We start from the raw sequence: 12,411 nt of genomic DNA, 5'->3' as shown, positions 1-12,411 counted from the left end.
GATGCGTGTGCATGGTGGGTGCGTGCCTGCGATGCAGGCCCGATGATGCGGTGCGGAAAGCGACGCTACGCCGCGCGGCGCACGCGCCCCATAGGGGATCGACCCGCGAGCATGGACATTTCCACGGTGGGGAACGCCAGCGCGCCCGACACGCGCGCTGCTCGGCCGTTGACGGAATGAAACGTCTCAGGCTACGGTGCGGGGAAGCGTTTTCCGTGCCGATTCCCATGACGAGGTGCGGACACCCGAACACACCTTGGAGGACGATGATGTTCACGACCCGACGGATGCGTCGCGTGCTCGCGGTTGCCGCGGCATCCGGCGCCACCGTGCTCGCGCTGGCCGGATGCGCCGGCGGCGGCACCGGTGGCGGCAGCGAAGCGGCCTACGACCCCGATGAGGAGGTCACGCTGACCTTCACGTGGTGGGGCAACGACGACCGCGCCCAGCGGTACCAGAAGCTCATCGACGCGTTCGAGGCCGAGCACCCGAACATCACGATCGAGGGGACGTTCACCGATTTCCCCTCGTACTGGGAGAAGCGCCAGACCGAGGCCGCCGGCGGCGGACTGCCCGACGTGTGGCAGTTCTCCGACTCCTACCTGCGCGAGTACGCGGAGCCGGGTCTCCTGCTCGATCTCGACACCGTCGGCGAGTACATCGACGTCGACGCGTTCGACGACGGACTGCGAGCGACCGGCCAGCTCGAGGGCGTGCAGTACTCGCTGCCCACCGGCTACAGCGCCTGGGCGATGTTCCTGAACGACGGGCTCGTCGAGCAGGCGGGCGTGGAGCCGTACGAGGGCGGCACGAGCTTCGACGGCTACGCCGACTGGATGGCGGAGGTGACCGAGGCCACCGGCGGGGCGGTCTACGGCGGCACCGACCTGACCCAGCGCATCCAGAACTTCGAGAACGTGCTGCGCGCCGAGGGCAAGAACCTCTACACCGAGGAGGGCGAGCTCGGGTTCACCGAGAAGGACCTGCGCGACTTCTGGGACTCCGGCGCTGAGGCCCGCGAGGGCGTCGTCGTGCCGCAGCAACGGCTCGAGGAGATCTCGCCCAAGTCGGGCTTCGGCGCCAACCTCACGGCCAGCGAGGCGAGCTGGAGCAACTTCCTCGGCGGCTACCTCGCCGACTCCGGCGCCGAGCACGTGACGCTCGTCGCGCCGCCGACGGCCGACCCCGATGCGAAGGACCTCTACCGGCAGGCCGGCCTGCAGGTCGCGATCGCGGCCGACACCGAGCACCCCGAGGCGGCGGCGCTGTGGCTCGACTACGTGGTGAACAGCGAGGAGGCCGGCGAGATCTTCGGCACCACGCTCGGCTTCCCCGCCTCCGAGACGAAGCTCGCGGGCACGACGCTCGAGGGCGTCGACGCGCAGGTCGCCGACTACCTCGAGTCGGTCGCGGACCGACTCGGCGAGGCACCGCCCGTGCCGGTCGTGGGCTACGGCTCGCTCGAGCAGACGTTCTGGGACCTCGGCAAGTCGATCGGCCTCGGCGCGCTCAGCGTCGACGACGCGGTCGACCAGTTCTTCACCGAGGCGAAGGTCATCCTCGGCTGAGCTCGGCGGCCGGCACGTCACCGAGGGGGCGATCCTGGCGCGCATCCAGCGGATGCCGCGCCAGGATCGCCCACTCGCACATGGCCGGGTAGGCTGGAATGCGCTTTCCCATTGGGTCCACCCAGTCCCGACCGATCGACGAAGGAGTCCCGTGCACTACGGCGCCGACTACAACCCCGAGCAGTGGCCCGAGGAGACCTGGCCCGAGGATGTCGCGCGCATGCGCGAGGCCGGCGTGACGATGGTGAGCCTCGGCATCTTCGCCTGGTCGCGCATCCAGCCCAGCGAGGGCGAGTTCGACTTCGGCTGGCTCGACCGGGTCATCGACCTGCTGCACGAGGGCGGCATCGCCGTCGACCTCGCCACGGCCACCGCGTCCCCGCCGCCGTGGGCGAGCGCCGCGTATCCCGAACTCCTCCCGCAGGACGAGAACGGCGCCACGTACTGGCCGGGCAGCCGCCAGCAGTTCGCGCCGTCGTCGCCCGTGTACCGGCGCCTGGCCGCCGAGCTCGTGACCGCCATCGCCGAGCGGTATGCGCAGCATCCGGCCGTCGTCATGTGGCACGTCAACAACGAGTACGGCTGCCACCTGAACATGGACTTCTCGGATGCCGCGCGCGACGCGTTCCGGCGTTGGCTGGCCGATCGGTACGCCGACGTCGACGTGCTCAACGCGGCCTGGGGCACGAACTTCTGGTCGCAGCGCTATGGATCGTTCGACGAGGTGTTCCCGCCCCGCAAGGCGCCGTACAGCCTGAACCCCGGCCAGATGCTCGACTACCGCCGGTTCACGAGCGACATGCTGCTCGAGTGCTACCTCATGGAGCGCGAGATCCTCCGGGCGGCCGGGGCGACCCAACCGATCACCACGAACTTCATGGGCGCGTTCAAGCCCGCCAACTACCAGCAGTGGGCCGAGCACCTGGACCTCGTGAGCGACGACGCCTATCCCGACCCGAACGACCCCGAGTCGTTCCGGGCGGCGGCGTTCCAGCGCGACCTCGTGCGCTCGCTGAAGCCCGACGTGCCGTGGATCCTCATGGAGCAGTCCACGAACGCGCTGAACTGGCGCCCCTCGAACGCGCCGAAGGCGCCCGGGCAGATGGCGGCGCTCAGCGCGCAGGCGATCGGGCGGGGCGCCGACGGCATCCTCTTCTTCCAGTGGAGGCAGTCGCGCGCCGGCGCGGAGAAGTTCCACTCGGCGATGCTCCCGCACGCGGGCACCGAGACGCGCACCTGGCGCGAGGTCACCGAGCTGGGCGCGCAGCTCGCCGCGCTGCCGACCCTGCCGGGCGGCGGTCGTGACGCCCCGGTCGCGCTCGTGTTCGACTGGGAGAACTGGTGGGCCGTCGAGGCATCGGACCACCCCCAGAACCGGCTCGACCACCTCGCGGTCGTGCAGCGCTGGTACCGCGCACTGCACCGCCGCCACGTGCAGGTCGACGTCGTGGCGCCCGAGCGCGTCGACGACCGGTACGCGCTCGCCATCGCCCCGCTGCTGTACCTGTTGCGCGACGAGGGCGCCGCGGCGCTCACCTCGTTCGTCCAGGGCGGCGGGCACCTCCTCGCCGGCCCGTTCAGCGATGTCGTCGACGAGCGCGACGCGTTCCGCGACGGCGGGTTCGCGACCCGGCTCGGCCCGCTCAGCGGCATCCGCGTCGAGGACTTCGGCGCCCTCGTGCCACCCGATGCCGCACCGGGTGAACCCGGCGAACGGGAAGCGCGATTCGAGGGGGTTGCGGGCTCGGGGTTCGGGGCAGCCGTCGGCACCCTCTTCGCCGAGGAGATCGAGGCGACGGATGCCACGGTCGAGGCGTCGTTCACGAGCGGCCGCCGCGCGGGGCATCCGGCCCTCACCGCGCGCCGCGCCGGACGCGGCGTCGCCCGCTACCTCGCCACCGTCCCCGACGAGGCCGGCGTGCAGGCCGTCGTCGACCACGTGCTCGCCGACGCAGGCGTCGAACCCGTCGTCGCCGGCCTGCCCGACCACGTCGAGGCGGCGCGACGCGGCGCACTCGTCACGGTCATCAACCACGGCGGCGACCCGGTCGACGTCGTCGTGCGCGGCACCGATGCGGTCTCGGGCGAAGAGGTCGACGGCGTACGCCTCGGCGCCTTCGACTGGGCCATGGTGGTCGGGCGATGACGGCGAACACCTCTGGGGGTTACGATGCACGCGAGGGCGGAGGAGGTGGTGGCATGCGCGCCGTCATCCTCAGCGGGTCGGGTCGCTACGCCGATCCGTGGCACCGCTTCGCAGAGACCAGCGCCGCGCTCGCGGGAATCATCGGCGGCGCCGGCTACCACGTCGAGGTGAGCGACGACCTGCTCGGTGGGCTCGCCGACCTCGGCGACGCCGACCTGCTCGTCGTGAACGCCGGCAACCCCGACAACCCGCAGCCCGAGGGTGAGCCCGAACCGCCCGCGCCCACCGACGCCCGACTCACGGCCGCGGCAGCCGGCCTCGACGCCGCGCTGGCCCGCGGCATCGGCCTCCTCGCCGTGCACGCCGCGGCATCAACGCTGCCCGAGCTGCCCGCGTTCGGCCGCGCGCTCGGCGCCCGCTGGATCGAGGGCGCGTCCTGGCATCCGCCCATCGGCGAGGCGACGGTGCACCTCGTCGGCACGCATCCGATCGCCGAGGGGGTCGCCGACTTCACCGTGTTCGACGAACGGTACTCGGGCCTGCGACTCGACGGCGTGATCGAGCCGATCGCCGAGCACGAGGAGGACGGCATGCGGCATCCGCTCGTCTGGGCCCGTGAGCTCGGTGCGTCGCGCGTCGTCTACGACGCGCTGGGCCACGACACGCGCTCCTACGACTCGCCCGAGCACCGCGAACTGCTCACCCGCGCGCTCGACTGGCTGTCGCGCGTGCCCGCCCCCACCTTCGACGCGTCGTGACGCGCGTCGTCATCGCTCCCGACTCGTTCAAGGGCACCGCGAGCGCTGCGGATGCCGCGGCGGCGCTCGCGGCGGGATGGCGGGCCGTTCGCCCCGGCGACGACCTCGTCGAGCGTCCGATGGCCGACGGCGGCGAGGGCACCCTCGACGCGTTCGCCTCGGCGGTTCCCGGCGCCCGGCGCATGCCGGTGACGGTGCGCGGGCCGCTCTCCGACCCCGTCGACACGTGGTGGCTGCTGCTGCCCGACGGCACGGGCGTCGTCGAGCTCGCCGCGACGTCGGGGATCACGCTCCTCGATCCGCTCGCGCCGCTCGACGCCCACACCGCCGGGTTCGGCGAGGCCATCGCCGCCGCGCTCGACGCCGGCGTGGATCGCCTGCTGCTCGCCCTCGGCGGCAGCTCGTCAACCGATGGCGGCACGGCCGCGCTCGCCGTGCTGGGGGCCCACTTCCTCGACGAGTCGGGCGACCCCATTCCGCTCGGCGGCGGGGCGCTCGGCGCGCTGGCGTCGGTCGACCTGCATCGGCTCCGGCCGTTGCCGCCGGGTGGGGCCGTCATCCTCGGCGACGTGACGAACCCGCTGCTCGGTCCGCTCGGCGCCGCGGCGGTCTTCGGTCCGCAGAAGGGGGCGGATGCCGCGACCGTCGCCGAGCTCGACGCGAGCCTGGCGCGGCTCGCGGGTCTCGTCCCCGCCGGACTGCGGCCGCTCGCCGACGAGCCCGGCGCCGGTGCTGCGGGCGGAACCGGGTTCGGGCTGCTCGCGTGGGGCGCTCGGATGGGCGGCGGCGCGGCCCTCGTCGCCGAGGCGGTCGGCCTGCCCGATGCGATCGCCGGCGCCGACCTCGTGATCACGGGGGAGGGGCGCTTCGACGGGCAGTCCGAGGCGGGCAAGGCGCCCACGATCGTGGCCGGGCTCGCCCGCGACGCCGGGGTGCCGTCGGCCCTCGTCGCCGGGGCGATCACAGCCGAGCCGCGCGGATTCGCGGCATCCGTCGCCCTCGCCGACCTCGCAGGGAGCGGAGCCGCCGCGATGGCGGAGCCGCTGCGCTGGCTCGAGGCCGCCGGCGCGCAGCTCGCCCGCACGCCGGCCTGAGCGCGGCCGCCGCCGACCCGATCCGCCCTCCACCGCCACACCCTTCGCCCTGCCGTGCGAAATGGAGGAACTTCTGGGCGCCACGCCGGGCAGGAACGGGTGCGGAGCCGGCACGCCGGCCGGAACCTCCTCCATTTCGATGGGTGGGCTGTTGCGACGCGAGCGCGGGCGCGGCCGGGCCGGGCGCGGCCCTGAGGTCGGACTCCCGCGCGCGGGGATGCCGGTCAGGGCAGGGTGACGGATGCCTCGCCGGAGACGCCCCTCGCGACGGTGAACGCCGCCGGCGTGGCATCCGCTCGGCCCCGGGCCGGCCGCACCGCGTAGTCGCCCGCGAATCCGCGCACGGAGACCCGCCCCGCGGCATCCGTGCGCACGGTCGTCGGCGGAAGCCACCACTCGCGCTTCACGAGGCGGTGCAGCGCGTCGTACGACGGCTTCGGCGTGCCGTCGGCCCGAAGCAGCCCGATCGGCGCGTTGAGCCAGGCGCCCCGGTCGGTGATGCCCCAGTACGTGATCGCCTCGACCGCGGGGTGACCGACGAGCGTTCGGTAGTGGCGTTCGAGCTCGTCGGCCTGGCGGGCCTCGCCCTCGGGCGTCGACGGCCACTCGTCGACCTGCCAGTCGTTGAGGTCCTCGATGTGCGCGGGCATGAGGTCGCCCGAGACGAGCGACGTCTCGGTGAAGTGCAGCGGCACCCCGTAGCGCGCGAACCGGTCGGCGATCGCGACGAGCGCCTCCTCGCCGCGGAAGCCCTGGTGCATGTGGGTCTGCAGGCCGATCGCATCGATGCGGATGCCGGCCTCGAGCACGCCCTCGATGAGGCACTCGTACGCGCTCGAGAGGTCGAAGTCGTTGAGCAGCAGCGTCGCCGCCGGATTCGCGGCACGCGCCTCCTCGACCGCGAGGCGGATCATGTCGATGCGCCCCCGCGCCCGAGCGAGGGGCGTGATCGCGTTGTCCTCGGCCTCGAAGACCGGCATGATCACGACCTCGTTGATCGCGTCCCACATGTCGATCAGTCCGGCGAACTCGCCGACCTCGCGGCGGATGCGCGCGCGCAGGGCGGTCTCCACGTCGTCGAGCGGACGGTCGAGCAGCCACTCGGGCGCGAGCGTGTGCCAGGCGAGCGGATGCCCCTTCACGGCCACTCCGCGCTGATGGAGCCACTCGGCGGTGCGGCGCAGCTCGGCGGTGCGCGGCTGGCCGCGTTCGGGCTCGAAGTCGCGCCAGTAGAACGGCAGCGTGGCGACGTTGAAGAGCTCGACCAGGCGGGCGGCGAGCTCCTCGTCACCGGGCGCGACCCGGCCGTCGGCCATCGGCACGAGGTCGAAGCCGATGTTGCCGAAGCCGAACTCGTGCCTGGTCTGCTCGACGACCACCTCGGTGTCGGCGAGGGGCGCGCCGTCGGTACCCGTGACGATGATCGTGGTGCTGCCCCGCCGGTGCTCGGGGCTGCCGGCCGCGGCATCGATCGGGCGGTTCACTCTGTGGCAGCGGCGGGGGTGGCGGCGGTGGCAGCGGCGGCCGCGGCGGCCGCGTACTGTTCCCGGATCTCGGGCCGGGCGTCGACGGCCAGCTCCTCGGCGACCTCGACGGGCCAGCCCGGCCGTGCACCGGTGAGCACCCACGCGGCCTGGCGGGCAGCACCGTCGGCGACGTACTCGCCCGGAGCGGGCACCACCACGGGCGCGTCGAACACCTGGGCCGCGACCGCCCGCACGGCGGGGTTCTGCGCGGCGCCGCCGATGAGCAGCACCCGCTGCGCCTCGACGCCCTGGCCGCGCACCGCGTCGAGGCCGTCGGCGAGTCCGCACAGCATGCCCTCGATCGCCGCGCGCGCGATCGCCGGGCGGGTCGTGTTCGCCAGCGTGAGCCCCGAGAACGAGGCCGTGGCGTGCGGCAGGTTCGGCGTGCGCTCGCCCTCGAAGTAGGGCACGAGCACGGCACCGGATGCCGCGGGCTCGGCGTCGAGCGCCAGGCGTCCGAGCTCGGCGTGGTCGACGCCGAGCAGGCGCGCGGTCGCGTCGAGCACACGCGCAGCGTTGAGCGTGGCGATGAGCGGCAGGAAGCGGCCCGTGGCATCCGCGAACCCGGCGACGGTGCCCGACGCGTCGGCGACGGGGGCATCCGTCACGGCGAAGACCGTGCCGCTCGTGCCGATCGACACGACGACGTCGCCGGATGCCGCGTCGAGCCCGAGCGCGGCCGCGGCGTTGTCGCCCGCACCCGGGCCGACGAGGATGCCGTCGGGCGTGCGGCCCGCCGCTTCGCCGGGGCCGAGCACCCGCGGCAGGATCACGTCGTGGCCGAGTGCGCGCACGAGCAGGTCACGGTCGTACCCGTCGGCGCCCCAGTACGCCGTGCCGCTCGCGTCGGAGCGGTCGGTGGTGAGCTCGTCGAGCACGGGTCCGAGGGGCGACTCGCCCGCGGGGCCGTAGCCGCGGAGGCGCCACGTCAGCCAGTCGTGGGGGAGGGCGACCGCCGCGACGCGCGCCGCGGCATCCGGCTCGGCATCGCGCAGCCAGCGCAGCTTCGTCGCCGTGAACGACGCGACCGGCACGACACCCGTGCGCCGGGCATACTCGTCGGCGCCGACCTCGTCGATCAGGTCGCGCGCCGCCTGCGCCGAGCGGGTGTCGTTCCAGAGCAGGGCGTCGCGGATGACGTGGCCCTCGTCATCGAGCACGACCATGCCGTGCTGCTGGCCGCCGACCGAGATCGCCTCGACGCCGTCGAGCCCACCGGCGTCCGCGAACGCCGAGAGCAGGGCGCCCCACCAGGCGGCGGGATCGACCTCGGTGCCGTCGGGGTGCGGCGCGCGGCCGGAGCGCACGAGCGCCCCGGTCGCGGCATCCCGGATCACGACCTTGCAGGACTGCGTCGACGAGTCGACGCCGGCGACGAGTGCCATGCCGGGGTCAGCCGCGCGCGCCGAGCAGGTGCTCGGTGGCGAGCTGCTGCAGGCGCACGAAGCCGCCGCCCTTGCCGTTCAGGTAGACGCTCGGGTCGAAGTCCTCGTAGGCCGACCGGTCGGCGAGGAACTCGTCGTAGGTCTCGCCCTCGTTGAGCGTCGGGGTCGACAGCTCGAAGACCTTGGCGGCCTCGAGCGCCTCCTGCACCTCGGGGTCGGCGCGGAAGGCGGCGGCGCGCTCCTTCAGCAGCAGGTACGTGCGCATGTTGGCCGCAGCCGACTCCCACACGCCCTGCTCGTCCTCGGTGCGCGACGGCTTGTAGTCGAAGTGGCGCGGGCCGTCGTAGGCCGGGACGCCGCCAGGGCCGCCGTTCTCGAGCAGGTCGACGAGCGCGAACGCGTTGTGCAGGTCGCCGTGGCCGAACACGAGGTCCTGGTCGTACTTGATGCCCCGCTGGCCGTTGAGGTCGATGTGGAAGAGCTTGCCGTGGTACAGCGCCTGCGCGATGCCGGCGGCGAAGTTGAGGCCGGCCATCTGCTCGTGGCCGACCTCGGGGTTGAGGCCGACGAGCTCGGGGCGCTCGAGCGAGTCGATGAAGGCGATCGCGTGGCCGAGCGTCGGCAGCAGGATGTCGCCGCGGGGCTCGTTCGGCTTCGGCTCGATGGCGAAGCGGATGTCGTAGCCCTTGTCGGTGACGTAGTCGCCGAGGAGGTTGACGGCCTCGCGGTAGCGCTCGAGTGCCTGGCGGATGTCCTTGGCCGCGTCGTACTCGGCCCCCTCGCGGCCGCCCCACATGACGAATGTCTTCGCGCCGAGCTCGGCGCCGAGGTCGAGCTGGCGGAACACCTTGCGCAGCGCGTAGCGGCGCACGTCGCGATCGTTCGCGGTGAAGCCGCCGTCCTTGAAGACCGGCGCCGAGAAGAGGTTGGTGGTCACCATCGGCACGATGAGGCCGGTGTCGTCGAGCGCGCCCTTGAGGCGGTCGATCTGCGTCTGGCGCTCGGCGTCGGTCGAGCCGAACGCGAAGAGGTCGTCGTCGTGGAAGGTGAGGCCGTAGGCGCCGAGCTCGGCGAGCTTCTCGACCACGTGCACGACGTCGAGCGGATGCCGCGTGGGGCCGCCGAACGGGTCGGTGCCGTTGTAGCCGACCGTCCAGAGGCCGAAGGAGAACTTGTCGTCGCGGGTGGGCGCGCTGGCCATGGGTGATCCGCCTTTCAGCGTCATCGATGATTTGTTGGCAGGTACAACATAAGGCCACGACGGGGCGGATGCAAGTCGGCCCCGCGCCCTGAGCCATTTGTTCGTAATTCCCACAAACCTCTTGCGCGGCCCGTCGACGTGTGCGTAGAGTCCCCGACGAACCAATCGAAACGTTTAGACGATGGAGTCCGGCATGGCGAAGATCCACGAGGTGGCGAAGGCCGCCGGCGTGTCGATCAGCACCGTGTCGTACGCCCTGAGCGGCAAGCGCACGATCTCGGCCGAGACCCGCCGGCGCATCGAGCTGGCCGTACGCGAGCTCGACTACCGGCCGAACGCCGGGGCCCGCATGCTCGCCGGCCGTCGCACCAACATCTTCGCCGTGACCGAGCCGTTCCGCGCCGACACCCATGCGCCCGCGCACATGGCGTTCGTGCTGGCCACGTCGATCGCCGCACGGCGCTTCGACTACGACGTGCTGCTCCTCACCGACGAGCAGGCCACCGCGGGCATGCACCGGGTCGCCACCAGCGGCCTCGCCGACGCGGTGCTCGTGCTCGATGTGGCGCCCGACGACGAGCGGGTCGCCCTGGCCCGTCGCCTCGACATCCCATCGATCTTCATCGGGGTGCCGGCCGACCACGAGGGCCTCGTGTGCGTCGACCTCGACTTCGAGGCGGCCGCCGCGCTCGCCGTGGACCGCCTCGCCGACGCCGGGCACCGGTCGATCGGACTCATCGGGCACCCGCCGGTTGCCTACCGGCGCTCCAACTTCCCGCCGCGCATCCGCGCCGGGTTCGAGCGCCGGGCGACGGAACGATCGCTCGCGTACGCCGTGGAACTGCCCGACGTGGGCGACGCCCGCCGCACCCGCGCCGCCCAGGTGCGCTCGGCGGTCGGCGCGCTGCTCGACGTCGGCGCCACCGGGCTCGTGCTGCACTGCGACGACGCCGCGCACGCCGCCGTGCTCGAGGAGCTCGCCTCCCGTGAGCTCGCCGTGCCGGGAGACGTCGCCGTCGTCTCGGTCGGCTCCACGTTCGACACCACCTCGTTCCAACCGCCCCTCGACGTCATCCCCCTGGTGCCGCAGGCCTCGTGCGACCTCGCCGTCGACCTCGCCATCCAGTCGATGACGGAGGCGCCGCCCGCCCCGGGCGTGCACCTCATCGCGCCCGAGTACCACGCGCACGGCTCCGTGGTGCCGCTCCCGCCCGACTGACCCGCCCGACCCCGCGTCGGTTCCGTCCAGACGGAATCCGACCGACCCGCCGCGCATCGTCGAAGCGCTTCGACGAATTCTGCGACATCCGCTCGACACGACCGACCACGCGGCATCCGCATCAACGAACCACCCACCAAGGAGAACGCAATGAAGCACACCAGCATCGTGGGCGCGGCGGCGACGATCGCCGCCGCGGCACTCGTCCTCTCCGGATGCTCCGGCTCCGGAGGAGGCGGCGACGACGACACGCTCCGCCTCTGGCACTACGAGAGCGACACCAGCGCGATGGGCATCGCCTGGGCCGAGGCCATCAAGGTCTTCGAGGAGGAGACGGGCGCGACGGTCGAGTTCGAGGAGAAGAGCTTCGAGCAGATCCGCTCGACGGCCAGCCAGGTGCTCAACTCCGACGAGGCGCCAGACCTGCTCGAGTACAACAAGGGCAACGCGACCGCCGGGCTGCTCTCGAGCCAGGGCCTGCTCTCGAACCTCGACGACGTCGTCGCCGACCACGGCTGGGACGAGCAGCTGAGCCCGAGCCTGCAGACCACCGCCAAGTACGACGAGAACGGCATCATGGGGTCGGGCAGCTGGTACGGCGTGCCCAACTACGGCGAGTTCGTCGAGGTCTACTACAACAAGGACGCGTTCGCCGCGGCGGGCTTCGAGGTGCCGACCACGCTCGACGAGTTCGAGGACGTGCTCCAGGCATTCGCCGACCAGGGCATCACCCCGCTGTCGGAGTCGGCCGCGGAGTACCCCCTCGGCCAGCTCTGGTACCAGCTCGCGCTCTCGAAGGCCGACCGCTCGTTCGTCGACGACTACCAGCTCTACACGGGCGACGTCGACTGGGAGCGCGACGAGATCTCCTACGCCACCGAGACGATCAAGGACTGGACGGACAAGGGCTACATCTCGACCGACGCGAGCGGCCTGAAGGCCGAGGACGCCGGCGTGAGCTTCATCAACGGCGACGCCCCGATCTTCTTCTCGGGCAGCTGGTGGCACAACCGGTTCACCACCGAGATCGACGGCTTCGAGTGGGGCACGTTCCTCTTCCCCGGCGCCGAGATGTCGCCCGGATCGGCCGGCAACATGTGGGTCATCCCCGAGCGCGCCCAGAACAAGGAGCTCGCCGCCGAGTTCATCGACATCACGATGCGGCCCGAGATCCAGGCGCTCATCGGCAACAACGGCGGCGTGCCCGTCGCGGCCGACCCCGCCGACATCACCGACGAGAAGAGCGCCGAGCTCATCGCGAACTTCAACGCCCTCACCGACCGCGACGGCATCGCGTTCTACCCCGACTGGCCCACGCCGACGTTCTACGACGAGCTCAACGCGGGCCTGCAGGAGCTCGTGAACGGCACCAAGTCGCCCGCCGAGGTGCAGCAGCAGCTCGGCGAGCAGTACCAGGCCGGCGTCGACGACATCGTCGGCTGACGCCACGGATGCCGCGGGCCGGAGTGTGCGCCGAGCCCGCGGCATCCGACCCCTGAACGGAAGGACCCACC

9 protein-coding genes are annotated in these 12,411 nt (G+C 72.4%); 6 read left to right on the top strand and 3 right to left on the bottom strand.

All coding sequences use genetic code 11. The features are described from left to right. The first annotated feature begins 269 nt into the window (after positions 1 to 269). The 4 genes from J2X63_RS02960 (at position 270) to J2X63_RS02945 (ending at position 5,566) form a co-directional block, all read left to right on the top strand. Positions 270 to 1,568, top strand: a complete 1,299-nt coding sequence (locus J2X63_RS02960; RefSeq protein ID WP_309973734.1) for an extracellular solute-binding protein — start codon at positions 270 to 272, stop codon at positions 1,566 to 1,568. A gap of 151 nt (positions 1,569 to 1,719) precedes the next feature. After that, on the top strand, positions 1,720 to 3,714 hold the full coding sequence (locus J2X63_RS02955; protein ID WP_309973732.1) for a beta-galactosidase: 1,995 nt from the start codon (positions 1,720 to 1,722) through the stop codon (positions 3,712 to 3,714). Positions 3,715 to 3,767: 53 nt separating this feature from the next. Then, positions 3,768 to 4,472 (top strand): ThuA domain-containing protein, encoded by a 705-nt coding sequence (locus tag J2X63_RS02950; protein WP_309973730.1) that lies wholly within the window; start codon positions 3,768 to 3,770, stop codon positions 4,470 to 4,472. Then, positions 4,469 to 5,566: a glycerate kinase gene (locus tag J2X63_RS02945; protein ID WP_309973728.1), complete on the top strand. Its 1,098-nt coding sequence runs from the start codon at positions 4,469 to 4,471 to the stop codon at positions 5,564 to 5,566. The genes J2X63_RS02950 and J2X63_RS02945 overlap by 4 nt, the downstream gene beginning before the upstream one ends. 224 nt (positions 5,567 to 5,790) lie before the next feature. Here J2X63_RS02945 and J2X63_RS02940 read toward each other — a convergent pair whose 3' ends face one another. The 3 genes from J2X63_RS02940 to xylA are packed head-to-tail and all read right to left on the bottom strand — an operon-like array spanning position 5,791 to position 9,678. Beyond that, positions 5,791 to 7,050, bottom strand: coding sequence for an endo-1,4-beta-xylanase (locus J2X63_RS02940; protein ID WP_309973726.1), 1,260 nt, complete (start codon positions 7,048 to 7,050; stop codon positions 5,791 to 5,793). After that, a complete protein-coding gene (gene xylB / locus J2X63_RS02935; RefSeq protein WP_309973724.1) occupies positions 7,047 to 8,477 on the bottom strand; it encodes a xylulokinase in 1,431 nt (476 codons plus the stop codon). Before xylB ends, J2X63_RS02940 begins: the two co-directional genes overlap by 4 nt. 7 nt (positions 8,478 to 8,484) lie before the next feature. Beyond that, positions 8,485 to 9,678, bottom strand: coding sequence for a xylose isomerase (gene xylA / locus J2X63_RS02930; RefSeq protein WP_309973722.1), 1,194 nt, complete (start codon positions 9,676 to 9,678; stop codon positions 8,485 to 8,487). Between the two features lie 193 nt (positions 9,679 to 9,871). Between xylA and J2X63_RS02925 the strand changes: the two genes are divergently transcribed. Then, the gene (locus J2X63_RS02925) at positions 9,872 to 10,897 is read left to right on the top strand and encodes a LacI family DNA-binding transcriptional regulator (protein WP_309973719.1); all 1,026 of its coding nucleotides are present in this window, start codon (positions 9,872 to 9,874) and stop codon (positions 10,895 to 10,897) included. A gap of 150 nt (positions 10,898 to 11,047) precedes the next feature. Next, positions 11,048 to 12,340, top strand: coding sequence for an extracellular solute-binding protein (locus J2X63_RS02920; protein WP_309973717.1), 1,293 nt, complete (start codon positions 11,048 to 11,050; stop codon positions 12,338 to 12,340). The last annotated feature ends 71 nt before the right edge of the window (positions 12,341 to 12,411 follow it).

The organism is Agromyces sp. 3263 (assembly GCF_031456545.1).
Classification (GTDB): Bacteria; Actinomycetota; Actinomycetes; order Actinomycetales; family Microbacteriaceae; genus Agromyces.
Note: the sequence above shows the minus strand (reverse complement) of the source record. Positions and strands in the feature narration are given on the sequence as shown.